General features: G+C 50.9%; 26 protein-coding genes. 3 read left to right on the forward strand and 23 right to left on the reverse strand.

Going from position 1 to position 25,548, the window contains the following annotated elements; genetic code table 11:
• Position 1: 1 nt before the first annotated feature.
• The 3 genes from H7F20_RS02210 (at position 2) to H7F20_RS02220 (ending at position 4,316) form a co-directional block, all read left to right on the forward strand.
• The gene (locus tag H7F20_RS02210; protein WP_255443953.1) at positions 2-1,711 is read left to right on the forward strand and encodes an amidohydrolase family protein; all 1,710 of its coding nucleotides are present in this window, start codon (positions 2-4) and stop codon (positions 1,709-1,711) included.
• A gap of 41 nt (positions 1,712-1,752) precedes the next feature.
• Positions 1,753-3,381: a hypothetical protein gene (locus H7F20_RS02215; protein WP_185784508.1), complete on the forward strand. Its 1,629-nt coding sequence runs from the start codon at positions 1,753-1,755 to the stop codon at positions 3,379-3,381.
• A gap of 128 nt (positions 3,382-3,509) precedes the next feature.
• A complete protein-coding gene (locus H7F20_RS02220) occupies positions 3,510-4,316 on the forward strand; it encodes a DUF6090 family protein (RefSeq protein ID WP_185784509.1) in 807 nt (268 codons plus the stop codon).
• A 48-nt stretch (positions 4,317-4,364) separates the two neighbouring features.
• Here H7F20_RS02220 and H7F20_RS02225 read toward each other — a convergent pair whose 3' ends face one another.
• The 23 genes from H7F20_RS02225 to H7F20_RS02335 form a co-directional block, all read right to left on the reverse strand.
• Positions 4,365-6,152 carry an adenylate/guanylate cyclase domain-containing protein gene (locus H7F20_RS02225; protein WP_185785800.1) on the reverse strand — a complete coding sequence of 596 codons (1,788 nt, stop codon included), beginning with the start codon at positions 6,150-6,152 and terminating at the stop codon, positions 4,365-4,367.
• A 19-nt stretch (positions 6,153-6,171) separates the two neighbouring features.
• On the reverse strand, positions 6,172-7,065 hold the full coding sequence (locus H7F20_RS02230) for an RICIN domain-containing protein (RefSeq protein WP_185784510.1): 894 nt from the start codon (positions 7,063-7,065) through the stop codon (positions 6,172-6,174).
• Between the two features lie 181 nt (positions 7,066-7,246).
• Positions 7,247-7,798 carry a gluconate 2-dehydrogenase subunit 3 family protein gene (locus H7F20_RS02235; RefSeq protein ID WP_185784511.1) on the reverse strand — a complete coding sequence of 184 codons (552 nt, stop codon included), beginning with the start codon at positions 7,796-7,798 and terminating at the stop codon, positions 7,247-7,249.
• 3 nt (positions 7,799-7,801) lie between these two features.
• On the reverse strand, positions 7,802-8,890 hold the full coding sequence (locus tag H7F20_RS02240; protein ID WP_185784512.1) for a Gfo/Idh/MocA family protein: 1,089 nt from the start codon (positions 8,888-8,890) through the stop codon (positions 7,802-7,804).
• Between the two features lie 2 nt (positions 8,891-8,892).
• A complete protein-coding gene (locus H7F20_RS02245) occupies positions 8,893-10,584 on the reverse strand; it encodes a GMC oxidoreductase (RefSeq protein WP_185784513.1) in 1,692 nt (563 codons plus the stop codon).
• 91 nt (positions 10,585-10,675) lie between these two features.
• Positions 10,676-11,584 (reverse strand): SDR family NAD(P)-dependent oxidoreductase, encoded by a 909-nt coding sequence (locus H7F20_RS02250; protein ID WP_185784514.1) that lies wholly within the window; start codon positions 11,582-11,584, stop codon positions 10,676-10,678.
• A 140-nt stretch (positions 11,585-11,724) separates the two neighbouring features.
• On the reverse strand, positions 11,725-13,185 hold the full coding sequence (locus tag H7F20_RS02255; RefSeq protein WP_185784515.1) for an NAD(P)/FAD-dependent oxidoreductase: 1,461 nt from the start codon (positions 13,183-13,185) through the stop codon (positions 11,725-11,727).
• A gap of 47 nt (positions 13,186-13,232) precedes the next feature.
• Positions 13,233-13,634, reverse strand: a complete 402-nt coding sequence (locus H7F20_RS02260; RefSeq protein ID WP_185784516.1) for a VOC family protein — start codon at positions 13,632-13,634, stop codon at positions 13,233-13,235.
• A gap of 128 nt (positions 13,635-13,762) precedes the next feature.
• Entirely contained in the window at positions 13,763-13,924 is a 162-nt protein-coding gene (locus H7F20_RS02265; RefSeq protein ID WP_185784517.1) for a hypothetical protein, read from the reverse strand.
• 163 nt (positions 13,925-14,087) lie between these two features.
• Complete coding sequence (locus tag H7F20_RS02270; protein ID WP_185784518.1) at positions 14,088-14,624, reverse strand: GNAT family N-acetyltransferase; 537 nt, start codon at positions 14,622-14,624, stop codon at positions 14,088-14,090.
• Positions 14,625-14,641: 17 nt separating this feature from the next.
• Positions 14,642-15,124: a hypothetical protein gene (locus H7F20_RS02275; RefSeq protein ID WP_185784519.1), complete on the reverse strand. Its 483-nt coding sequence runs from the start codon at positions 15,122-15,124 to the stop codon at positions 14,642-14,644.
• 143 nt (positions 15,125-15,267) lie between these two features.
• Positions 15,268-16,008, reverse strand: coding sequence for a hypothetical protein (locus H7F20_RS02280; protein ID WP_185784520.1), 741 nt, complete (start codon positions 16,006-16,008; stop codon positions 15,268-15,270).
• A gap of 108 nt (positions 16,009-16,116) precedes the next feature.
• The gene (locus tag H7F20_RS02285; RefSeq protein WP_185784521.1) at positions 16,117-17,295 is read right to left on the reverse strand and encodes a serine hydrolase; all 1,179 of its coding nucleotides are present in this window, start codon (positions 17,293-17,295) and stop codon (positions 16,117-16,119) included.
• Between the two features lie 200 nt (positions 17,296-17,495).
• Positions 17,496-17,786 (reverse strand): hypothetical protein, encoded by a 291-nt coding sequence (locus tag H7F20_RS02290; protein WP_185784522.1) that lies wholly within the window; start codon positions 17,784-17,786, stop codon positions 17,496-17,498.
• Between the two features lie 178 nt (positions 17,787-17,964).
• Positions 17,965-18,753, reverse strand: a complete 789-nt coding sequence (locus tag H7F20_RS02295) for a DUF6090 family protein (RefSeq protein ID WP_185784523.1) — start codon at positions 18,751-18,753, stop codon at positions 17,965-17,967.
• A gap of 52 nt (positions 18,754-18,805) precedes the next feature.
• Positions 18,806-19,315 carry a lipocalin-like domain-containing protein gene (locus H7F20_RS02300; RefSeq protein WP_185784524.1) on the reverse strand — a complete coding sequence of 170 codons (510 nt, stop codon included), beginning with the start codon at positions 19,313-19,315 and terminating at the stop codon, positions 18,806-18,808.
• 286 nt (positions 19,316-19,601) lie between these two features.
• Positions 19,602-20,135, reverse strand: a complete 534-nt coding sequence (locus H7F20_RS02305) for a dihydrofolate reductase family protein (protein WP_185784525.1) — start codon at positions 20,133-20,135, stop codon at positions 19,602-19,604.
• 177 nt (positions 20,136-20,312) lie between these two features.
• Positions 20,313-20,603 (reverse strand): DUF2188 domain-containing protein, encoded by a 291-nt coding sequence (locus tag H7F20_RS02310; RefSeq protein ID WP_185784526.1) that lies wholly within the window; start codon positions 20,601-20,603, stop codon positions 20,313-20,315.
• A gap of 409 nt (positions 20,604-21,012) precedes the next feature.
• The gene (locus tag H7F20_RS02315; RefSeq protein WP_185784527.1) at positions 21,013-21,729 is read right to left on the reverse strand and encodes a DoxX family protein; all 717 of its coding nucleotides are present in this window, start codon (positions 21,727-21,729) and stop codon (positions 21,013-21,015) included.
• Positions 21,730-21,794: 65 nt separating this feature from the next.
• Positions 21,795-23,087 (reverse strand): DUF418 domain-containing protein, encoded by a 1,293-nt coding sequence (locus H7F20_RS02320; RefSeq protein ID WP_185784528.1) that lies wholly within the window; start codon positions 23,085-23,087, stop codon positions 21,795-21,797.
• A 151-nt stretch (positions 23,088-23,238) separates the two neighbouring features.
• Positions 23,239-23,550 (reverse strand): hypothetical protein, encoded by a 312-nt coding sequence (locus H7F20_RS02325; RefSeq protein ID WP_185784529.1) that lies wholly within the window; start codon positions 23,548-23,550, stop codon positions 23,239-23,241.
• Positions 23,551-23,665: 115 nt separating this feature from the next.
• Positions 23,666-24,535 (reverse strand): amidohydrolase family protein, encoded by an 870-nt coding sequence (locus tag H7F20_RS02330; RefSeq protein WP_185784530.1) that lies wholly within the window; start codon positions 24,533-24,535, stop codon positions 23,666-23,668.
• 189 nt (positions 24,536-24,724) lie between these two features.
• On the reverse strand, positions 24,725-25,420 hold the full coding sequence (locus H7F20_RS02335) for a DUF6090 family protein (RefSeq protein ID WP_185784531.1): 696 nt from the start codon (positions 25,418-25,420) through the stop codon (positions 24,725-24,727).
• Positions 25,421-25,548: the final 128 nt, after the last annotated feature.

Here is a 25,548-nt window from a genome sequence, read left to right on the forward strand (position 1 = left end):
CATGCGGATGACCCTGCCAACCCATCCCCACCTGAGACTTTTTTATTTCCTGCTGGCCTGCGCCCTGCTCTGGGGGTGTGCCTCCCCGGTCACCTATGACGTATTGATCCGGAACGGGCAGATAGCAGACGGGTCGGGTTCGCCGGCCTACATAGGTTCGGTGGGCATCAACGCGGATACGATCGCGGCCATCGGCGACCTGGGTGATGCGCGCGGCCTGACTGAAATCGACGCCACCGGGCTGGTGGTGGCCCCGGGGTTTATCAACATGCTCAGCTGGGCGCCCATTTCCCTGTTGGAAAACGGCAAATCCCAGAGCGATATCCGCCAGGGGGTGACCCTGGAAGTCTTTGGGGAGGGCATGTCCATGGGGCCGCTCAACCCGAAGATGAAGGAGCAGATGCAACAGGACCAGGGGGACATCACCTTCCCCGTGGAGTGGACCACCCTGCGGGAATTCCTCGACTACCTGGAGCACAAAGGCATTTCCCCGAACGTGGCCTCCTTTGTGGGTGCCACCACCCTGAGGGTCCACCAGGTGGGCTATGAGGACCGCCCCCCTACGGAACAGGAACTGGACTCGATGCAACTGCTGGTTCAGCAGGCCATGGAAGACGGCGCCCTGGGCGTGGGCTCCTCCCTGATCTACGCCCCGGCCTTCTATTCCAGTACTGAGGAACTCATTGCGCTTTGCAAGGTGGCGGCCCGGTACAACGGCATGTATATCTCCCACATGCGCAGCGAGGGGGAAAAGCTCCTGGAAAGCCTGGACGAGCTGCTGGAGATAGCCAACCAGGCCGGCATCCGGGCGGAGGTATACCACCTGAAGCAGGGGGGACAGTCCAACTGGGGCAAGCTGGATGCGGTAATCGCAAAGATCGATTCAGCCCGCGCAGCAGGTCTGGAGATCACCGCCGACATGTACAACTATACGGCCGGGGCCACCGGCCTGGATGCCTCCATGCCCCCCTGGGTACAGGAGGGGGGGTATGAACAGTGGGCCAAACGCCTGCAGGACCCGCAGATCCGGGCCCGTGTGGCCCGGGAAATGAAAACCCGGGCCGCTGACTGGGAAAACCTGTACGAGGCCGCAGGATCTGCCGAAAACCTCCTGTTGGTAGGTTTTAAGAACGACTCCCTGAAATACCTGACCGGCAAGACCCTGGCAGAGGTGGCCCGCATGCGGGGGCAATCCCCGGAGGAAACGGCCATGGACCTGGTGGTACAGGACGGCAGCCGGGTGGGCACTGTTTATTTCCTGATGTCCGAAGACAATGTGAAACGGCAGATTGCCCTCCCCTGGATGAGCTTTGGCTCCGATGCGGGGTCCCAGGCCCCGGAAGGCGTTTTCCTGAAATCGAGCACCCACCCGAGGGCCTACGGTAATTTTGCGCGCCTGCTGGGGAAATACGTACGGGACGAACAAGTGATCCCCCTGGAGGAGGCCATCCACAAGCTCACCACCCTGCCGGCCACCAACCTGCGGATCGACAAACGCGGGGCCCTGAAAACCGGCTACTACGCAGACTTGGCCCTTTTTGACCCGGATGAAATCCGCGATAATGCCACCTTTGAAGACCCGCAGCAATTTGCCACGGGCATGGTGCATGTATTCGTGAACGGCGCCCAGGTGCTGGACCGGGGCGAACATACCGGGGCCCTTCCGGGCAGGGCGGTCTACGGCCCCGGATTAAAGGAAGGAAACAAATAAAATTAACACAGGCCTGCCTAAGGCAGGCGTAATGACCAACTATGCGCTACGGAAAAACACTTAAAATAAGCGGTTTGGTGCTGATCGTCCTGGTAGTTTTAGTGGCTATCGCCAACCCGGTTGCCGAACGGGCCCTGGACAACTACCTGCAGGAAAAACTTGAAATCCACGACGACTCCTCCAAATATGTGTTTGACTACCAGGACCTCCACCTGAACCTCTTCAAAACGCGACTCCAACTTACCGGGCTCCAGGTGGTCCCAAGGGAAGCCGCAGACAGCCAGGGCAACAGGGGCGGGCTGCGGATTGGAAGCGTTACCGTGAGCGGGGTGGGACTTACCCGACTGCTCATGGACGATTGGTTGAGCGTGGCTTCCATAGAAATCGACACCCTGACGTTCAGCATCTATAAAAAACCGCCCCGGGAAAGGACCGGCCAGGACAGTTCCCGGGCTGCCCTGGATTCCATCCGGTTGCCGGGTCTAAGGGAAATCTCCCTGGACCATATCGGGGTGAACCACTTTGCCCTGCTGCTCCTGGAACCGGAAACCGGAGATACCCTGGCGCGGTTAAGCGGTAACCAGGCATCGCTCAATGGCCTGGACATGTCCCGGAAAGAAGGGGTGAATTCCGGCCGGTTTGTCCCCGACCTGACGAATCTCGTCATGGAGATGCACGACCAGGAATATTCCCTGGTGAACGGCTTATACAACCTCCGGTACGACCATTTCACCTATCGGTATGGGGATGGTTCCGTACAGGTGGACAACTTCTCGATTACGCCGGAAGCCACCCCCGAGGAATTCGACCGCAGGCACCCCTATTCCTACCAGATCTTCAACACCCGGATCGGGCAGGTCCGGGTAAAGGGTTTCAAGCCGGACCAACTGATCCGGGACGGGTTCATCAACGTGGCCTCCGTAGCGGTAGACAGCTTCCAGGGAGAAGTGTACCGCGACAGGTTCAAACCCTATAAGGCGGGACGGTACATCCCCATGCCCGTGGAAGCCTTCTCGGGCATGCAGCTGCCCATGCGCATCGATTCGGTCACAGTGCACAACGGGGCGATGCAAAATAAGATCCGCCTGCCGGAAAGCGGTAAACTCCTGAATGCGGGGATGGACAACCTGCATGCAACCGTTTACAATATTTATACCGGCCCGGAGGCCCGTAACAGCACGGACTCCCTGAAAATCACAGCCTCCCTGGACGTCATGGGGAAAGTGCCCATGCGGATCGAGGTGCAAATACCCTATGCCACGGACGGGTTTTTCCTCCAGGGGTATACCCCCGGGAGTTCCGCCCTGAATTCCTTCAACCCGGCCGTCTACCCCGCCATAGGCATGGAATTCCGGGGAGGGAAGTTGAACCAGATGGACTTCCAGGCTTACGGAACGTCCCGGCAACTGAAAGGAAGCCTGACCATGCGGTATGAGGATCTGGAAGTTGCCTTCCTGAAACGGGATAATTCCAAAAGCAAAACGATTTCCTGGATTTCCAATTTGGTCCTCAAGCGTTCCAACCCCAACCGGGCAGGAAGGCTGATCATCGGGGAAATAGACATGGAACGCGACCAGCAGGAAGGCCTGGCCAATTATATCCTTACGGCGATCCAAAACGGCGTGACCAATTCCCTGAATCCGGTGGGGAAACACCGGGTGGTGCGCTGATCTTTTCTCCCGGACAGCACATGTCCCAGCCGGCGGCAGCCCCGGGCCAGCTGGTTTTCTGTTCAGGCTGTCGGGAACACCAATCAATTTATTCCGTATCTTAAAGGGAGTAACAGCCCATTTGCCCTATGCTCCATTTTTTCAGGGATAACAGAAAAAAGCTGGCCGCTGAAAACAGGTTCAGCAGGTACCTCTTCTATGTAATTGGCGAGATCTTTATTGTGATTATCGGGATCCTGCTTGCCCTGCAGGTAGATAACTGGAACACCCAACGGGCGGAAAGGGAGGAGGGGCGCGTATTCATGGAGCGGCTTAAAAACGAGTTCCTGGACAACCGGGCGCAAATGGTGCAGAAGATCGAAATGAGGAGCCGGGCATTGGCATCTGCCCGGGAGCTGATGCGTTTTATCGACGGGGAAACCGGGGAAATGCCGGCTTCGCGGGTAGACAGCCTCCTGGCCATTGCCCTGCCGGTTTACACCTTTGATCCTTCCCTGGGCGTCCTGAATCAATTGACGTCCACCGACAAGCTGACCCTGATCCGGAACGAGTCGCTCAACGACAAACTTTCCATCTGGAATGCCATGATAGAGGATTTCAAGGAGGATGAAGACATGTATAACAGTTTTAACCACAACCAGTTCCGGCCCTTCCTCTACAAAAACTACAACGGGAGGAACATTATCAATACCCGGATCCAAAACCGGGTAATCAACCCCATATTACTTGCATCCCCTAAAATAGTCAACGAAGAAATAGGCTTCTCCCCGCATGCGGTAAGCCCGGAAGTACTCAGGGGTTCCATGGAGTTCGAAAGTTACCTGGCCTTTATCATCAGCTGGTTATCCCTGATCAATACGCAGTCCCAGGGTATCCTCGACCATATAGACAGCGTAATCGCCATCATCGACCAGGAAGTCAGTATCGGGGCCTAGGCAATATCGGGAAGCTTCTCCGCCCAGGCCACGCGGGCTGCGAGTCCCTCAGTTGACAAAATACATCTTGAGCTTCCCGCGGTTTTTTACCTCGATGATCCCGCGGTATTCGCATTCGAAATCTTCCCTGACGAGCTTGTAGGTGTCCTCGGATATATTGATGCGTCCGGGTTCGGAATTGGATTCCATGCGGGAAGCTATATTCACCGCATCCCCCCAGATATCGTAGGCAAATTTCTTGGTCCCCACCACCCCGGCCACAACGGGCCCGGTATTGATCCCGATGCGGATGTCAAACCGCGGCTGGCCCTCGGGCAGGGAATCCGCGGCCTCCCTCACAAATTCGGCAATCTCCCGGGCCGCCTCCACGGTCTTGCGGGCATGGTCTTCCAGCGCAAAAGGCAGGCCCCCGGCACACATATAGGCATCCCCTATGGTCTTGATCTTTTCCAGTCCGTGCTTTTCGATGATCCCGTCGAAATGCGAAAAGTAATAATCCACCTTTTCCACCAGGGCTTCCGGGGACATCTTCTCGGCAAAACTGGTAAACCCCTTGAAATCGGTGAACAGGATGCTGACCGACTCGAATTTTTTAGCCTGTACTTTGCCTTTTTCCTTCAGCTCTTCCGCCGTTTCCTCGGGAAGGATGTTCAGGAGCAGGGAATCGGAGCGCTGCTTTTCCTTTTCGATGATCCGGTTGGTCTCCCGGATAAACCTGTTGCGGCGGAACAACACCACGGCGAGGACCAGGATGAGGAACAGGGCAACCCCCGTGGCGATCACCACGATGCGCTGGGTCCGCTTTTCCTGGTTGAGCAGGTCTACCTCGGCCTGTTTCTGGGACACCTCGAAATTCGTCCGCAGGTCTGCCATCTGCTGCATGGACTCCAGGTTATTCACGCTGTCCCGATAGGCGACATAGGCCTTATAGTGCCGAAGGGAGGCATCCGTGTTTCCCAGCTGCTCGTATAGTTCCGAAAGTTTCTGGTTGGCCAGGCTGATTTGTTCCTTCAGCCCGAGTTCCTTGGCCAGCTCCAGGCTGCGCCGGGCGTATGAGAGCGCTCTTTCAGGATCGCCCTGTTCCAGGTAGATGTCCGCAAGGTAGGGCAGGTAATCCGAAATGGCGTAGTAATCTTCCTGTTCCTCAAGGATGCCTATGGCCCTGTTCAGGTTTTCCGCCGCCAAAGAATCCTTCCCCTGACCGGCACGGATGATCCCCATGTTGCCGATCACATAAGCCAGTCCGGACGTATACCCCAGGTTTTCGAAAAGCGCCCCGGCCTGTTCAAAGGAATTGCCGGCCTCTTCCAGGCTATCCTGTTTCAGGTACTCGTCCCCAAGGTTGAAGAGTGCTATTGCAAGGTTCTCGGTGTCCCCAACCTCCCGGAGTATATTAACGGCCCGGGAATAATAGGTGGTCGAATTCTGGTGGGCTCCGGAAACCGAATAGACGTCACCAATCGCCAGAAATGCTGTCCCTTCCTTTCGGATCTCCCCACTCCGGGAGGCGTATTCCAGGCTATTGAAAAATGCTTCGAGCGATTTGTCCAGGTTTCCCTGCAGGCGATGGACAACCCCCTCGTTGTAAGCAGCCTGATACAAATAGACCGGGTCGTCCGTCCGGTCAACAATCAGGCGGGCATAATACAGCGAACTGTCCGGGTTGGTATGGTTAAAGGAAATATTGGATAACCAATACAGAATGGTATCCTGCTCCGCTTCGGGGTATTCTCGCAACAGGAGCAGCAGACTATCGGCCTTCCGCTGGTCCTGGCAAAACCCCATGGTGCCCGGGAACAACAATATGCAGAAAACAAGCCTCCGTAGTAGAATCATCACGCCGGCCGGAATTGTTTCAGTTTGACGGGTTCACACGAAGTTTCGGGTCCACGCTATATCTTTTGGCAGTTCCTCCATTCGGGGTAATGGTAAACACGATTGTGTAGGATTCGTTATCCGCATTGCCCGGCAATACAGGGGCGGTAGGCAAAACATACGCCGTCACCTTACCGCTGCTACCCTTCACGTCCGTGCTGGAAAAGATATTGTCGTCACTGTTGCTTTCATAATCGATGTCGTCTACTGAAACGCCATAATTACCTTGTGTTCCGGGGAGTGGGCTGGCGTCCCAGGTAACCTGGCTGCCGTTGTACACATCGGTCTTGAAGGAAGTTTGGTGCGGGCCTTCCTTTCCGCCCCCGTTGTCATCGGAAAAGGAGACCCAGGCATCTGCCGCCTGTTCCGACAAGGGTCCCTCGGGTTGCTGCAGGATGTTGGCGCAATCCAGCTGCATGCTTATTTTCACGGCCTTGGCCGGGACCGTCCACAGGAAATTATTCGTTGTGGGGTTGTTCCCCTGGCAGGCGTGCGTCCCGGGTTGCCCGCCGCCACCAAGGATGTTCAGGTACTGCTGGCTATGCTTTACTTTGATCAGGTAATACCCGGGGTTCGCAGCGGATTCCTCGAATTGCCAGCGGAAATTATCGGTCGTGGGGTTGTTCCCCTGGCAGGCCAGGTCCCCGTTATTCATGCCCAGGTTGAGGATGTTCAGCCACTGCTTGCCGGGGGTCTGCACCTGGATTTTGAAGTAGCCCGGTGCATCCGGGTCGGGGCTTACCTGCCATAAAAATTGATTGGAATTCGGGTTGGGGCTTTGCCCTGCAAGGGACCCGTTCGCGTTGCTCCCGTCCAGGATGTTGAGGTACTGGGTGCTGCTTTTAACCTGGAATTTCATATTTCCGCTGGCCATAGTGTTTGGTTGGTTTAGTAATGGATTAGCATTTAGTGATCTTAGTAAGATACAATTTTAATCCGCTCAACTGCTATTAATATTAACACTTTGACCCTGTCGGATTTGACAGGATAGGATTTGTATTTCTATGAGCGTGCAGCCAATTAGGTGATAAATGCCCGGCTTCCGGTTATTTGGCTCAGGCCCAGGCTTTGTCCCCGGGTTTATAAGGGATGCACCCCTCGTAGCGCCCCGGGGTAGGGTTATAGCGAAGCGCGAGCGTGGCGCCGGCTTCAGAGGTAAAGTATCCCCAGAGGGTCAGCTGGAGCAGCATGTTGTAAAAGTGCGGCTCCCCGGCCATATCTGTATCACGCGCTTCGGAATCCAGCCGGGTGAGTACCGAAGTCCGGTCCTTTGGTTCCAGATCCGTAAAAGGGGTCCCGAATTCTGCCTGCACACGGGCCTCCAATTCCCTCAGCCCTGTTTCAAAGCGCGTCTCCTCCTCCAGGCTGTAGCATTCGGTCACCATGTCTTTGATAAACTGCCCTACCCCGGCTTCCGCTGCGCCGGGGGAGCTTTCCGTTTTCGGCAAGATGATGTCGCTCATGGCGCCCAGCAGCGGGATATCCGCATCGGTCAGGGCGGCCTGCTTCCTGTCCGGGCGGGAACAGGACCCCAGGAATACGCTGCTGCCCACCAGGGTAGTCCCGAGCAGTGCAGTGGTTAGCTGAAGGGCTTCGCGTCGTTCCATGGTTCAGGGTTTCCAGAGTTTATAGGGTTTGTCGGCCTTGGGGGAAAAGGGCAGGAATACCTTTTTCCCGCTGCCTGCGGACTGATAGGCGGCATAGATAATCTCCAGCACGGCACGGCCATCCTCCCCGGTAACCAGGGGCGTTTGGTCGTGCAGCACACAGTCCACAAAGTGTTCGAACTCCTGGGGGAAGCCGTAATTCCAGATTTCCTCGTACATGGTATAGCTCCATCCCACGGTATTGCCGGCCTTTTCCACCGCATAGCCTACCCCTTTGGAACTGTAGGTCTGTATGGAATTCCCCTGCAGCACATCCGCATAGGCCACCCCTTCCGAACCGTGGATTTCCGCCCGGTCATCCATCCCCCCCAGTTTGGTCCAGCTCTCCTCGGCTACGGCCAGTACCCCGTTTTCGAATTCCAGGATGATAATGGCATTGTCGTCGCCCCGGGTCTTATCCGTGTGGACGCTGGTCGCCATCTGGGCATATACGGATTTTACCGGGTTGTTCCCGTTGAGCCACCGGAAGAACTGGAAGGCGTGGCAACCCATATCCATGGTGACCCCGCCCCCGGAACGATCCACATCCCAGAAGTGGTCGGCATGGGGGCCGTCGTGTTTTTCGGATTGTTTGAGCAGTACCGGCCTGCCCAGGGCCCCTTCGTCCAGCAGCGCCTTGAGCCGCACATATTTCGGGGTAAAACAGAGCTCTTCGGCATACATGAGTTTCACCCCGTGTTTGCGGCAGGTGTCGATCATCCGGTCTGCCTCTTCCAGGTTCATCGCCAGGGGTTTTTCCACCACCACGTGTTTCCCGGCCTCCGCAGCCTTGCAGGTGAGTTCGCAATGCAGGTGGTTGGGGGCGCCTACCACCACCATGTCCACCGCCTCCAGGGCCAGCAGGTCCTCCACGCGCGTGAAGTGGTTCGGGATGTTGTGCGCTTTGGCAAACTCCCGGGCATTCCCCGGGGTTGGGGACATCACGGCCACCAACCGGGCACTGGCTACTTTTTTGATGGCTTCTGCGTGGATGCTGGAAATAAACCGGGATCCGATCAGGCCCACGCCAACTTGTTTGTCCGATGTATTCATATTCAGAGGTTTCCGTTTTTGACTTGTTCGGCCGCGTAATCCGCCGCCCTCGCGGTAAGCGCCATGTACAGGATGGAAGGGCTTTGGTTGCCCGTGCTGGTCATGCAGGCTCCGTCCGTGACAAATACATTCTGGCAGGCGTGCAACTGGTTGTACGGGTTCAGCAGGGAGGTCTCCGGGTCGTGGCCCATCCGGACACCCCCCATCTCGTGGATGTCCAGGCCCGGCGCCTGTTTGTTGTCTTCGGTGACAATTTCCGTGCACCCGGCCTTTTCGAGCATCGCCCGGCTCTCCCGGAGGAAATCGGCCACCATCTTTTCGTCGTTTTCGTCGTACCCCACATCGGTTACCAACTGCGGGATTCCGAAGGGGTCGGTTTCCGTCGGGCTCAGGTAGACCCTGTTGTTTTCCTTGGGCAGCGTCTCCCCCTGCATGTACATATAAATATACCAGTTCCCCGCCTGAGTGAGCTTCTCTTTGAAAGCGGCGCCCATGCGCGGCACATCGTCCGGCGCTACCTCCCTCCGCACCCGGTAGCCCCCCGAGAAGATGGTGTAGCCCCCAAGGAAGTCCGTGTCCTGCTCCCCGAGGTTCCGGTAGTTGGCGATGATGCATTCGGCAGGGTTTTTCCCATAGACGTAGCGGTCTTCAAAGCCATCGATCCTACCGTTGGCCCACCCCCGGTAAATGTGGAACCCGATATATTTGCCCATCAGGCCATTGTCGTTCCCAAGGCCGTTGGGGAAGCGGGCCGACCGGGAATTGAGCAGGATGAGGTTGGTATTCAGGGCCGACGCATTCACGAAAATAACCCGGGCCGTAAACGTCATTTCCTCCCGGGTACGGGCGTCGATCACCCGGACCCCGGAAGCGCGGCCGGTGCTTTCGTCATAGAGGATGGAATGCACCACCGAATGCGGCCTGAGGGTGAGGTTGCCGGTTTTTTCCCCCCAGGGCAGTGTGGAGGTCACCGAGCTGAAATACCCCCCGAAAGGGCAGCCCCGCATACAGAGGTTGCGGCACTGGCACTTGCCCCTGCCCTGCTCCAGGTGGATCGGTTCGGGTTCGCTCAGCTGGGCCCAGCGGCCCTGCACCAGGTGGCGGCCAAATTGGGTTTTCAGGACCTCCTGCAGGTGAGATTCCACGCAATTCAGTTCAAAAGGGGGCAGGAATTCCCCGTCGGGCATGGATTCCAGCCCGTCCCGGTTGCCACAAACTCCGATAAATTTTTCGACATGCGAATACCAGGGGGCAATTTCCCGGTATTCGATGGGCCAGGGGATGCCGTATCCGAAACGCCCCGGCGCCTTGAATTCATAGTCGCTCCATCGCTGGCAGGCCCGCCCCCAGGTGAGGGATTTCCCCCCTACCTGGTAACCGCGGATCCAGTCAAAGGGGCGCTGCTGTACATAGGGATGGTCCGCATCGCGGATAAAGAAATGGGCGGTGTCCTCCCCGAACCCCGCTGCCTTGGATATCAGCGGGTTTTCTTCCCGGAACTCCCGGGTCATCCGGCCCCGGTGGCGGAATTCCCACGGGTGCTTGTCCCAGGTCGGGTAATCCTTCAGGTGTTCTACATTGCGCCCGCGTTCCAGGACAAGGGTCCTGAGGCCTTTCTCGCATAGCTCCTTGGCCGCCCAGCCCCCGGATATCCCCGACCCGATAACGATCGCATCAAAACTGTTTTCCGGCATACCTAATATTAGTGAAAATTTGGGGAATGCCGCAGTTCCAGGGCTAGCTAATCGAGCTTAAAAGGCGCAGGAAAAGACACAGGAAGTGGCTTCATGCCTGTCCCGCCTCCATTTGGGCAGTTCTGCCGGACAACCGGGGTTCTGCAAGGGGTTGGTGCCCCGGATGGGCCTTGCGGGCAAAAAGGGATTTGAGCTTCCTCATTTTCCGCATGGGGTGGTTCCGGATGATGTACCGGCCCAGTGCCGGGGAAATCCGGTTGACCCCCATCAGGTACACCTCGATTTTCCCCACTACGATCTGCCGTTTCCCCTTTTCCAGGCCCCGGATGATGCCCCGTGCACACTGGCAGGCCGACATCCCCAGCCGGTGGGAGGTTTCCACCCGGCCATAAGCTTTGCCGTCCCCGCAGAGCCCCTTGGCGGTGATCTCCGTATTGATAAAGCCGGGGACCACATAGCTCACCCGGAGGCGGCATCCGATGTTTTCGGCCTCCAGGGACTCGAAGAAGCCATGAAGTGCGTGTTTGGAGGCGGCATAGGCGGACCTGCCTGGGATCCCCATGACCCCGGCGAAGCTGGATACCACGGAAAAGCCCCCGTGGCCCTGTTTCAGGTAGAGGGGCATGATGGCCTTGGTCAGGGCAACCGTGCCGAAATAATTGGTTTCCATGATGCGCCGGTCAATGTCCATGTTGTTCTCGGTGACCAACCCTTTCTGGGCGATCCCGGCGTTATGGATCACCAGGTCCAGGCGGTCCAGCTTCCCGACCTCCGCGACGGCCTTGTTGATGGAGGAGCCCTTCGTAATATCCAGGGGGACCGTCAGGAAGTTCAGGGGATGGGCGGCAGCTTCTTTTAACTCCTCCAGTTTTTCGGCCCGCCGGGCCGAGGCGATAACTGTTGCGCCCAGTTCGTTGAGCTGCAGGGCCAGGGAGGCCCCGATCCCGGAAGAGGCGCCGGTGATCCAAACTACCTTGTCTTTAAAATCCTGTTTTTTCATCGGTATGGTCTTTTATGAAACAATTGCTTCGTTGGTTGAGGTAAACCTAGCGCGAATCCATAAAAGGGGTGTCCGGGATTATGTCGGATGGATAAATCCGGACAGGATCCATGGAGAGGATAGTGTTCTGAATGTTGATTCTATGACGCGTACCTGAGGTGGCGGTCCCTGACCCTGCCGAAGCGCGTCAGCAACATGTCCATCAGGTAGTTCTGGTAAACCCGCCAGGGGCGCCGGGAGCCATTTTTAGGAAGGATGTGTCTCGCGCGTTTCATGTATCCGGATTCCAGTGGCAGGAATTCCTCTTCGCGGATGTCTGACGGGACCTCGGGTACGACCACCCGGTAGCCTTTGCGATCCATATAGTTCAGGATCCGGCAGACCAGGTTGGCGGTAAGGTCGGTCTTCAATGTCCAGGAGTTGTTGGTATAGCCGAAGGCGAGCGCAAAATTTGGCACCCCGCTCATCATCATCCCTTTGTAGACCATGACCTGATGTGTGTCGACGGGCCTGCCTCCAACGGTAACGCGGGCGCCCCCCAGTAGTTTCATTTTGAGCCCCGTGGCCGTCACGATGATGTCTGCCTGAAGATTGGTGCCGTCCGCCATTTGAATGCCCTCTTTCCCAAAATGGGAAATTTCGCCGGTGACCACATCGGCCTGCCCCCTTTTGATGGCCTTGAAGAGGTCCCCGTCCGGGATCACACAGAGCCGCTGGTCCCATGGATTATAGCTGGGACTGAAGTGCATTTCCACCGGATAGCCTTCCGGAAGCTCCTTTGAGGCCCCTTTCAGGAGCAGGCGTTTCATTCGTTCCGGGAAGGTCCTTGAAAACCCGTAAAGCCCCATGGTGAGCATCAGGTTCCGCCAGCGGGTCAGGCGGTAGGCCGTGCGCAGGGGAAGCCATTTGCGGAAGCTTTCGTAGAGGCCGTTGCGGTTGGGCAACTTCATGATATAGGTGGGAGACCGCTGTACCATGGTTACATGAGCCGCCTTTTCGGCCAGGGTGGGCACCAGGGTTACCGCGGTGGCCCCACTGCCGATTACCAACATTCTTTTTCCGGAATAATCCAGTTCACGGGGCCAGAACTGGGGGTGGATGATTGGCCCCCCAAAGGATTCCTCCCCTTTGAAAGGGGGGCGGTACGCTTCCTCATAGCTGTAATAACCGGTGCACATATACAGGAACCTGGTATACAGGACGGACGCCTCACCCCCATGAATTACCTCCAGCCTCCAGCACTGGTCTTCCCAGGACCAGTCAGCAGCAAGCACCTTGTATCCGAATTTTATCTTGCGGTCGATTCCGTTCTCCCGGGCCGTTTCGTTCAGGTATTCCCGGATATGGGCCCCATCCGAAAGGGATTGCGGGTTCTCCCACGGTTTGAATCGATAGCCGAAAGTAAACATATCCGAGTCCGAGCGAATCCCCGGATAGCGGAACAGGTCCCAGGTGCCCCCGATACGTTCGCGGGACTCGAGGATCACATAACGCTTTTCCGGGCATTTTTCCTGCAGCCAGTATGCCGTGCCAATGCCGGAGATCCCCGCCCCCACGATGATGATGTCGTAATCCAATTCCGGTCTTTCCTCTGCCTGCATACGGTACAAGATAAGAAAGGTGTACCCCGCCTGCAACAGTACAAGGATTACTTATACAGCTCCTCCACCAACTGGATATTATTCCCGCAGGTGTCGTTGAACACGGCGAACTTTACCTCTCCCATTTCCGTGGGCTTTATACTGAATTTCACGCCAAGGCCGGTGAGTCGTTCGTACTCCGCATCCACGCTGTCCACATCGAATTGGGTGTAGGGGATCCCGGACTCCATCAGGGCATCCTGATAGACTTTGGACGGTTCAAAGTGGAGGGGGGCAGGTTCCAACAACAGTTCGGGGCCTTCCGGGGCTTCTTTGGACACCAGCGTCAACCACCTGTTCCCACCCTCCATCGGGATGTCCTTCTTTTTGACGAACCCCAGGATTTCCGTATAAAATTTTGCCGCTTTTTCCTGGTCGCGGACCGGGATGCTGATAAGGGTTACTTTCATGGTCAATGCCAATTAACGCCATCGACCCGGCCAGGCAGGCACAGGGTCGGGGTGGTTTTGTTGACAGTAAGATACCAAAAAATGCCCGGCGATCCCCGCCGGGCGCACAGGTCTAATGGAAGCAGGAGTCAGTCCCTAAGGTACTTGTAGCTGCAGCCTTCAATGCAAACCGGGCCGCTTGTAGGGGTTACGATGAAATAATCCCTGTAATACACCAGCTGATAGGTAATGGCCCCGTCCTCATTGAGGGCTACCGGCTCCATGCCATCGCAGTCGTAGCGCAGGACCAAATCATCGTTTTCAATCGTAAAGCTGCCGCCGGCACACCAGGCAGGAGCAACACCAGGCCCAGGTAATTCTTCATTCCAGTCGTTTTTTCAGAGATGCGCAAATTGGTAAAGGTTGCAGCTACCATTCGGGGAACTGCCAAAGCTTCCCGTGGTCTGACAGTTGTCAGGATTGGATGTATTCAGCCCGGGTTATTCTGAAAATATGCACTGGGTTGCCTTTATACACTGTTGTTTTATCCAGTGTCAACCCATTTTTTAAGGCGACCTTTTGAGAGGGTATATTCGTCAGGCTGATGATGGATATCAGGGATTCGGAAAGTCTGTTTTCAAAGGCAAACTCCATGCATTTTTTAGCGGCCTCCGTGGCCAGGCCCCGATTCCAGTTTTCCGGCAGGAGTGAGTATCCGATCTCCAATTCCGTTGTCCCGTCGACCTGCTGAATGAGCAACCCGCAATGCCCTACAAGTTCGCCCGACTTCCTGTCGATAAGCGCATTCATGCCCCCCAGGTTGTTTTCATACCGGCCAAATTGTTTGGCATACCATTTCTCGCAAGCCAGGTTCGGCGGTTCATTCTCGGAAACCCAGTGTTTCGAGGCTTCCGGATTTTTGAAAAACTCCAGCCATAGCGGGAAGTCGGTTTCCCGGATCTTCCGGAACCTCAGCCGGTCCGTTTCGAGATTTTCAAGCAGGTAGTTCATGTTTATTGGCTTGTCTCCTAGTCATAGGAAAGGGGCTGCCGGCTGATCCGTTTCCATTGAACCCCCTCCAGAACATAGGTGTCCAAAGCGTCTGCCCCTACGGCCTCGCCCCCATCGTTGTTTTTGTTCTGCTCCGTAAAGGAAAATACCAGGATGGCCAGTTCCCCGGAAAGGAATACGGGCCGGGAACAGGTGATGCGATAGTACGTGTCCCTGATGGCCCCCGGGCTGTTGGCATGGGCCTCCTTTAACAAATCGGTGACTCCCCCGCAGGCCGATGCATCCCAGGGGCGGGATAGCACACTGTCGATCTGCCCGATTTGAGATTCCGAAAATTCGGTTGCCTGTGCGATATCCGGAATCAGGAAAGCACCCCTGTCGTTTTTGATGTCGATTACCAGCGTGTCCTGGTAGCTTTCTGCCAGTTGCTCAAAGGCAACCTTGTAAATAGCATATTCCTTACAGGGAGGGGTTTGCGCATGGCCGACAGTTCCCAGCATTAGAAGCAGGAATTGCATACATTTCCCCAAGCATGTTGGATAATGCGACATGGGTTTGCTATTGGTAAGGAATTTTACGGACCTGCTTAGGCATGGAAGCGGCATTGTAACAAAATGAATTCATTCTAAGGTTTTTACCCATGTTATTTCTTTTCATCAGGTTGCGTCAATTCCAGAATGCGGTCAATGGTCTCGCTAACCACCTTCAATTCACTTTTAAATATAATGTCTTTAACAACTTCTCTCTTAAACGCAATGGCATTTTGGAATTCCAGGCTGCTTAAGAAGGCGTCATCTGTCTTAGAATTGAAAATGTTGGTATTGTTGGAAAATGAAAGGTAAGAAATATGTTTCCCGAAGTAGGGGAAGTATTCATCAAAACTATAATCCCTGGAGATCATTTCTTCTTCTTTGTAATCCTTGACCAATTCATCCCAATTTTGAAGAAGTTCCCGTAATTCCAGATTGGTCAGGATCTCAAAGGAAGAAGTGTTGGTCAGGGAATTCACCGTAGACTGATGCGGGTTGAAGGTATAGTTGTGAAAGGTCTGTGAAATATAAAAAGAGAGGGAATCCTTGTTGGCGGATGCTATATCCCCCGGGGGAATATCCAGTATTTTCGTGGCGTTGTTGTAAACCGTAAAGTGGTAAGCAACCACGGTATCCAGCTGGGCCCTGTTCAACAGGAATTCCTTATGGATGTGATCCAAATAATCCGATTCTTTCTTCCTTTCAATTCGTTCGGTATTCCAGTTATTTACCTGCAGTGCCAGCAGGATCCCAATCATGACCAGAATGACCTCTCCGATGGCGTATTTCAAATACTTTCCGGTATTCCCTTCCGAGAGTAACTTCTGGCGAATTTTCCTGAAGCGTTTTAGCATGCCTTATCAGTTGGTTAGAATTCGGTGCCGATTTCCTGTTCCATTCAACTGGCCGGTACCAGGGGTTTTTGGTTTCATGAAAGCTGGTACAAAGGGGCGAATCATGGCCTAGGACTCATTGTCTTTGCCTGCTGTCGTTTTTAAATATTTATCTACGAGATTATACAACTCTATGATCAGTAATTCCCTCAACTCTGAATTGGAATTCATAAACAAGAGAATGGTCAGGGGTTCATCGAGTTTTCGAACCACCATTGTTCGCGTTCCATTCCAGCTTCCCCGATGCATGGCAAGGTCATCAGTGACTATCCATCCCATACCATAACCGAACTTTTTCCCCTGGTTAAATGGATATAAATCAATCATTTCGTGCCCGGTAGCAGGCCAATCGCCGGTGATCTGTGAACTTGGCTTAAAAATTCTTTCATGTAAGTCGTTGGAAAGGATCACATTACTTCGAAGGGCGCGATCGTATGCCAGGTAGTCCATGATATTCGTATAGACGGCACCATCTCCCAGGATTCCATTCATGAAATACCCATCCACTTTTTCCCAATTCCCCAGGCTGTCCTTTTCATAGCAATAGGCCCGTTCCGGAATGTCAATGGGATGGGCCAGGTTGTAATAATTAGTGCGTTCCATTCCAGCTTTGCTAAAGACATTTTCTTTTGCATATGCTGAAAACTCCTGCCCGCTTACCTTCTCTACCAATAGCGCTAAAACCAGATAGGCTGTATTTGAATATTCCCACCCCTTTCCGGGCTCGAATAATGGCTCCGGATTGGTTTCTAGCCATTTCAAGATATCCTTATTTTCGACAATCTTTGACCTATCCCAACTTTCCAAAAAATAAGGGGATTCATAATCTGCTATTCCAGAAGTATGATTGAGTAACTGCTCAACAGTAATATCCTCAAAAACAGGATAGTTCCAAAACTTCGTTATTGTATCCTGAAGGGAAAGGACATTATTATCAACAAGACTTAAGATGCATAGTGCTGTAAACTGCTTACTGACAGAGGCCATTCTCATATTCGTGCGGAGCGTGACAGGCTCTTTTCCTGCTATATCCCTTAATCCGTAGCCTTTCCCGAAAATCATTTCCTGCCCGTACGAAACTGCGATGGCAGCTCCTGGTCCCTCTGCTCCGATTTTAGCATTGAAAAGCGAATCAATACTCGATTGAAGCTGCTTGAGTCCAATTGATTGTGATTCTATTTTATTGTCCTTGTTTTGCTTACAGGAAACCAAAACCATTAATAAAATTAGCATCAATAGGTTTTTCATGGTATTGGTTTTAACTACAGGATGTTTTAAAGGCGTTTACCGCTTCATTGGATAATTCCTTTATTTCCATATGTTCGAATTAGGCAAAACGCTCCGACTACAGCTCATGGACGAGAGCAAAGAAGTTTTTGATTTGATGGAAAGTTAATAAAAAGGGCACAAGCGGAGGAGCATGGGCTATCCCCACGGAAGTGCCTTCGTTACTTCTTGGACTCTGAAAAAATTTGATTCATCCACACGGAAAAATCCCTGGAAAAGGCAAATCCCACTTCATTCCAATACGCTTCGAAACCCGGTGAGTTTAGAGCTGCCACGATGAATTTTGCATAATTGTCCCAATGATTATCCGGCATAAGGTTCAATTTATGGTGGTGAAAGTAGGTTTCTGCGTGAAGCAAAAGCATCATATGGTTCCAATTCCTGAATTCCAGATCCCCGGAACTTAAATCCTCTTCCGTCATTACTTTCGCCCAACGGTCTGCATGTTCCACCCTGAATTTTGTCAGTTCCAGGGCGAATTAAGATAGTGAATGTCTTGCTGAAGCCCTGTTTACCCGAGTGCCCTGTCTTACTTGTTTCGCCAAATAAATCAAGGTGATGATAACGGCAACCGAGGCTATAATCTCACTTATTCGCGCGATGTTTTCTAAAGTCATTTTGGTGCTTTTGTCAATGATTAATTTCGGCTTCGATCAACTCTAAAATCTCCAGTATTCTGTTGCGTAAAGCCTCTGATTGCAGATTTGCTGCTTTATTCAAGGTAATCGCGCTTCCGGGAACCGCTTCCAGCTTTCTACTGCTTAATATTTCATTCAAGGGAGCACCCAGCTTGGAGGTTCCGATTTCTATTTTATAGGATTCCTCGTTTTTATCTAAAAGCCACAGATGTTTGGAGTCATTTATAAAACTATCAGAGACATCTCTGCCCAGGCCTAATTCTGACAGAATTATACCGAATTCGCCATTCACGAATGCAGACCATGTAGCTTCAATTTCCCGGACTCCTACAACATCGGACGACCAATTTGATAGCAGGCGTTTTAGCTTATGGTTGCGGATCAGCATTAAATTGCCCGAACTCGTTAAATCATTTTGAATAGGATCGTATGTGGGATCATGGAACATGTTCGCAATGTCTTTGACCAGACTGTCACGAATAACTCCTTCAGGTTGGTCAAAGGCCCTTAACAGGCTGATAGCCGAAGAAATGATCCGGTCCCTGGTTGTCATTTTTTCTTCTAACTGCAAGAGATTGGCCTGATAATCTTCCTGCAGTTGTTTGAGGACCACTTGTTCCCTTATCCGGTCTTTTCTTTGTTCATTCCAGTCATTTACCTGCAACGCCAGCAGGATACCTATCATGACCAGAACTATTTCACCGATGGCGTACTTGAAATACCTTCCGGTATTCCCTTCGGAAAGCAGATTTTGCCTGATCCGTCTGAAAAACTTGATCATATCGTATGTCTTTTCGGCCAGCGTAGCGCCTGGCTCCTCACTATCAAAGGGTTTAATGATCGTTAAGCCTAATCCATCTAAGACGGCTTTTAGGGTATCGATTCGTGAGGGGGTAAAGTGTCAGTGTATCACCAGAGAATTCATACCTCCGTATAGCCACCGTACCCCACATAGCCTGAAAGTTTGCCGATTCGATATGATGCTCGATAATGTTCAGTGTGTCATTCACCGTATACTTCCCAAAATAGACAAAATTATCAGCTAAATGCCTTAAATCCCGGGTTGTCAAACTATCGAGTCCACCACTTCCCTCAAATTCATAGGCTTCATAATTTTCAGTTACGTGATGCACGCCCATTCCACCTTTACCGTCATAAATTATAAATCCTTTTCTGTTTTTATAATTACCTTGTCTTGGTTCCCACCGTGAGGTAGTATCCTTTTGAGTTTCTACGATAGAAAGCGTCCATCTTCCTGTGAATTTATCAAAGTCGGATGATTCATTCTCAGCATTGCAGGATAGCAGCAAAGGCAGAAGAAGAAGTATTTTTGGCTTATTCAATTCCTAAAAGGTCAACACATTCCCCCAATTCAAAAGGAGCATGGTTATAGATGTAAATACAATACTATATAAAATTGCAGCCTGCCAATAGGATAGTCTCGTTGGCCAGTGTTTCCACATCTTTGGACCATACCCTTTTTTAGCATAAGCACTGGTCAGCTTCCAAAAAAGTAAAGTGAATAATGAGAAAATCATTATCGCCGTAAACATTACCCAGGTTTTTTCCATTTTTCAGACTTTTACTTTTTCTTGAATGTTGCCACCGGTTTGCATGGGGCTGGTGCTTTTATTTTTCAATGTCATAGGTCAGGATTTTAAGTCCTTCGTCAAATGATTCGGTTTCCTTCAAGTTCCATTTTGTATTTGTGGTCGATTTTCCGAAAAGCCGAATTCCTTCTCCGAGAATAATTGGATTCAGTTTTAATTTCAGTTGGTCTATAAGTCCATTGTCCAGCAACCAACCTGCAAACTCACCGCCACCACATAAGTAGACGTCCGTGTCGGCTTCGCTTTTTATTTCTCTTACTCTGTCGATTGATTTTGGTTCTACATGAACTGTTTTCGACCTGTTTTCGAGTTTCAAGGAGTCGGAAAAAATGTAGTGTTCCATATGGGGATATGCGGGTTGCCCTGGTTCGAGTCCATACCGATAGCCAAATTCATACGTTCTGCGGCCCATGATCACAGTCCTGAACTTTTGCAAGTCAGACAGGTATTTATCAACACCGCTTCCACCGGCAACAAAGCTGCTTATATCATCATTCGGTCCGGCAATGAAACCGTCAATAGAACTTGCCACATAGTAGATAATCCTTGCCATGAGTTCCTGATTTTTTGTATTGCCATAACCCCGTCAATAACTGTGGCCGAGCTCCATGCGGTTTTGTGTTGATTTGTAAGTTAGGAAAAAAAGGGGGTAATCAGGCGCGGAAGTATTCCCACTGGTTTCTTGCCAGCGGCAATGCATCGGAGAAGCCCTGCTTCTTCCAAATATATTTCAATCGTAGTTTAGGCGGTCCCTGATGCTGCCGTCCTGTCTATGGATAATCACATCTGCTTTGTACTTTCTCGCCAGTCCTTTTGCTTTTTTAATGGCGGTTTCCTGCAGCCTGTGTTTGGAGGTGATGCGTTTATTCCCTTCGCGCCTTACGGCCCAAAACTCTCCATAGGGCACCACGTGCTGGTTCCAGGACCTTCCCCGTTTACTTTGACGGCTGCTTTTCAAAAAGAGCTCTGCGAGTTCGCTAATAATGTCTATCCAGGACCGGGATCCGCTGCTTTTCGGCATTTGAATATTTTGATCATGCCTAAGATACTCCTAAACCGATAAATTAGGGTTTGATGCCTGTAAATGTCACCTGGGTTCACAGTCTGGCTGTGTCTTGTGGCCGGGCGCCAGGCGTTTTTTGGTTTAGTGGGAAGTTATCTGAAAGCGGCCAGCAAAAGTCGATTGGTAAAGTCCCGGTTGGCCCTAGATTTCATTGATCTTGGCGTTCTGTACCCATATAAGAAATTAACATTCTTCGGCGGGAAATAAACGAGCAAGGAATAAATGGAAAGGGAAGAAAACCCAGTTATCAACAATACCATTGTCGCAGTATTTTCCAGGATTTAGCAATTAGCATGTCGCCTTCAACGATTTTGCTACGCGCAGTGTCCCGAAGGGCATTGCGAACAGGTTTTGTTGTGCGCCTTTTTTATTCCTTTGAATTTTCAAACTCTTTCAAGCATTCATTCAATGGTTGACCATCTTTATGAATGCACTCACAAAACTTAATTCCAACAGCTTCATTTCCAGTATTCTCAAATTGCTTTTTACAATCTGATAAAGAATTCCTGGGCATTACATCATATCCATAACGGGCAAATGAAATCGTTAGCGCCACAGTAATCACAACCCCTGAGAAAAACAGAAATGGAAATTTTGTGCTGTATTTTGCTGGTTTCCTGATAATTCCAAGATCCGGGAACTGCCTAAATGGTAGAATGTATCTTAACCTGTCATAATTCCATATCAGCAGATACAGATTGGCCAGGACCATTAGGGGTGAGGTCACAAGGGAACCTTCAAAGCGAACTGCAAATGAGAGCAACCAAATATTCACAATAATTGGGAAGTACAGCAATGCTCCCAAAGTCACGGTTCTGGGTATTAGCAGCAAAACAGCTGCAACCACCTGCGCAATTCCAATGAATGTGTAATAATAACCCGTGTGATGCAATGCTTCGAGATAAGCACCCATAGGATGAATATCAGATAACCCACTAGCAAATCTTTCGCCCACAATTTTCACCATTCCTGCAACGATGAAAGCATAAGCCAATGCCAACCGACAAAAGATTGAAAACAACCAATACCATCTATTCCCCTTTATTTGAAGATAGAATCGTTCAAATGATTGAATCAGGTTCAAATGATAGTTTTTTCTTCAATTACACACTGCGGTTTGCGTTTGGCGCATTTCCGATAGGATATGTACTATACAGCTTGTTGCCGCGCGCTGACTCTTTTTATTTTTTGCTTTTTCCAATACGTCAAGCTACGCCATAACCACTCAAATGGCCCAAATCTGAAATGCCTTAACCAAATAGGACTGTACCAAAGTTGCAGAACCCAAATGATGATAACTACAAAATATAGCTGGTAGTAACTGAGTTCATTAAACAGCCCTAAACCAAAACCAAAAAATATACCTGCCAGAAAAATTGACTGCATCAAATAATTTGTCAACGCCATTTGCCCAACAGCTTCGAGCCTTTTGAACAGGCTGCCGAACCAGCCTTTTTGATATATCAGGATAATGAGGGCAACATGAGCCAATGCCAACGCTATGCGCTGAAGGTGATAAACCAGCAACGACAAATCAAAGGCCTGGTTCTCATACATGGTCATCCTGGCAGTTTCCTGATTTTGTACTTCAAGAACGAAGTACCAGTCATAAATGACCAGGGGGATACCCAACAGGTAACCGATTATTGCCATTTTTTTGTACTGTCTTTTTTTCCATTCATTGGTAAAAAATCCCAGTTGAAACAGTGCCATGCCCAGAAGCATTAGCGGGATATTATCGGTAATCCTGCCAATGAATTCCTTTGTTTGTGCCGCAAAGACCTTGGGATAGACAGCGGTGGCCACATTGACGTAGCCTCCCTTCATCAGGCGTTCTTCTGCCTCAAATGTTGGATTCGTTTTCGGCTGATCTCCTCCCTGTGGCGCATTTAAAGCCGAATTGTCGGTTTCTGTCCGGGTCTCAAAGTAATACATCCTTTCCCTTTGATAGTCCATGTTGCTCTCAACAAGCCCAATTAAAATAACCAGGGGCATGGCCAGCAGTTTAAATCGGATTCTCAGGTTTTTGAGAAAAATCAATAGCCCCCCGGCAATTGCATACATGAAAAGGATATCGTATTGAAATAAAAGGATATAGCCATTAAACAAACCGAATAAGGCCAGCCAGAACATCCTTTTGAAGTGTAATTTCCTGATTCCTGCAACTTCCTGTTTTTCCTTATTCCGGAGAAACAACAATATGCCTGCACCAAACAACATGCAGAAGAGGGCTCTCATTTTACCTTCAAAAAGACCCTGCACAATAATAGTGGACAGAAAATCTGCAGATGAATAATTGCTTATGAGATTTTGAAAATAGGCGCCCTCCCAGTATTGCCCACCAACATAAACGTTCATCAGCAGGATCCCGAGAATTGCAATGCCCCTGATGGCATCTATGATCCGAATACGTTTATTGTCGGCTATTGGTTGCGTATTCAATAGAAAGTTTTTAGAAAGGTTTAAAACGCACTTCAACGGTCTGGCTAAAACCCATAGGCGGGCGCCAGGCGATTTTGTTTAAATGAAAGTTAGCAAAAAGTGATAAGCGGAGACCAATGATTGATGGCACCTGCTGTGTGTAGTTCATATTCTACTTGATTTCGCGCAAGTATTCGCGGGGTATATCCAGGAATTCCTGATAGCACCAACTGTCCGGACAGTCTTCATTGCGCTCAGAATGCTCGGCGATTCTGATTTTAATGGATGCCCCACCACTATCCGTGCCTTCATAAATTTCGCCAACTTCGAACGTTCTTTCTTCAGTTCCCACAACGCCCCCAACTGTAACATCGGTGGTATAAACTTGAATGAATTCAAACCTTTCACCCTCGGATTCGCCGGAATTATTGCTGCAGGAATACAAACAAATTACCAGGAAAAGAACCTGCAATACGTTTTTCATATTGAAAGAATATGCTCCTAAGATGCTAATAGACAGAATCGTTGCATGGTCTGTTGCACAACGCTCTTGTTTATAAGTTGTTTTAATGGCTTATATACATTGTTGTGTTGCGGGTTTAGTCATTCAGGAAATCCAGTTCAAAAAAACGAACGGCATTTTCATAGAATATCTTTCGTTTGTCCTGCTCATCCAGGAATTCAAAACTGTCCAGTCTTCTGATGCTGTTCTCAAGCTCATCAGGCCAGTACATGCTATCTGAACCGAACATTACCCTGTCCACGAATCCATAATCCTTTACCTTCTTTAAGAACTCCGCTACATGGAAAGGAGTGGATCCCCCCTGCAGGAAGAGGACAGCCCCCAGATCAACATATACTTGTGGGTATTGATCCATCAGAGCTAATGTGTTTTCAAAAAACGGGATCCCGGCATGCATCAGGTAAATCTTGAGTTTGGGATATTTTATGAGGACTTCGTCAATCAATAACGGATCCCCGAGATGTAATCTGAATTCTGGATAGCGTTTGTAGATGGAAGGTGGCCCCCGCCCGGTGTGAAGTGCGATAGGAATTCCCTCGCGTTCACAAATCTTTAAAAAAGGGGCAAATCCGGGATCCGCAACAGTCATTCCATTGAACATAGGCATAAACTCCCCCCATACCTGAACTTTATCCTGCTCGATGAGACTTTTGAATTGGATCGTGTCAAACTCCGGGTAGTTATTGCTTTCATAGCCCTGAAGCATCCTTGACTCCATATCCGCGTCAAACGCTCCTCCGCTCTTCACCGCATACACGATATTGTATTTTTCAAAGACCCGTTTCATTTCCTTCTTGAACAATTCAAAATTCTCCGGGGCACCTTGAACGGGACGATATGTTCTTTCGGTATATCCATGAACGTGAACATCGATAATGGGCTTGACTCCATCCTGGGCCATCGCCGTAAATGTCAGAATAAAAAGAAACAGAGTTATTCTTTTCATAATCAAAACTTTAAGGATTATAAGGTGCAATACAAAGGGTCCGGCTATGACAGGGCGCTTGAATGCGCAGGCCCAGGCAGACCAAATTTGTATTCAATTAAGATAAGAAATTAGCGCAAACCCCTGAGGCCGATGGGTTATGGGCCCTGCGGATTGCGAGTAAAATATGCCGGCACGCCCCATATATAGTCAGTCCTTGTTCAGTTCAGTCCGGATCAAAGCCATTAGTTCTTCAAGGGACTCCTGGATTTGAAGCAAATAATTCCTTCCAGTAGACAACGCGCCATAGACATCCCGGCATTCCGAAACCAATTCCTCATAGTTGGCATTGAAACGATCCGGATCTGCATGGCTGAGGAAGGTGAATTCCGATTGGGCATTGTAGGTACCCAAAAAGCGGATTTTCTTTCGGATCAGGGAATTAAGCTGATTGTGGAATTTTTGATCCACCGTGGCATCCACGTCCTGATAGCGTTTGTATTGAAAATCATACAGGTTGATCAACCGGGATTTAATCTGGTCGGATTCCAGCAGTTCCATACTGTTGTTGGAGGTAATCAGTTCATATACCCCGGATTTCGGATAAAAGCTCATGATGCCGCCAAACAGGTAACCGAGTTTTTGATCCAGTGTGTCCTGGTCAACCCCTTGTGCATAGGGATTTTGGGGGCTCAGGATGAGGTCCTTCTGAATGGCCAGGCTCCGGGTTTGAAGTAAGATGGCCCGTTTCACCTCCATGGAATCCTGTTGCATGGAGGTTAGCAAATTGATGTAGATCTCCCGTGCCACCGCCCGGGATTTCCGCGTCTCATTCCAGGTATTGATTTGCAGGGCGATCAGGATTCCGATAACCACAAGCACTATTTCCCCTATGGCATAGAGCATATACTTACGGAATCTAGCATCTAAGAGTAGTGTTTGCCGAATTTTTCGAAAGAATTTCATCCCTGGTTGGTGATTGATTATAACAAAGAACAGGACCCTGTTACTTACGGAAAGCAATATACAGTGAG

The organism is Robiginitalea sp. SC105 (assembly GCF_014243345.1).
In the GTDB taxonomy this organism is placed as follows: domain Bacteria; phylum Bacteroidota; class Bacteroidia; order Flavobacteriales; family Flavobacteriaceae; genus Robiginitalea.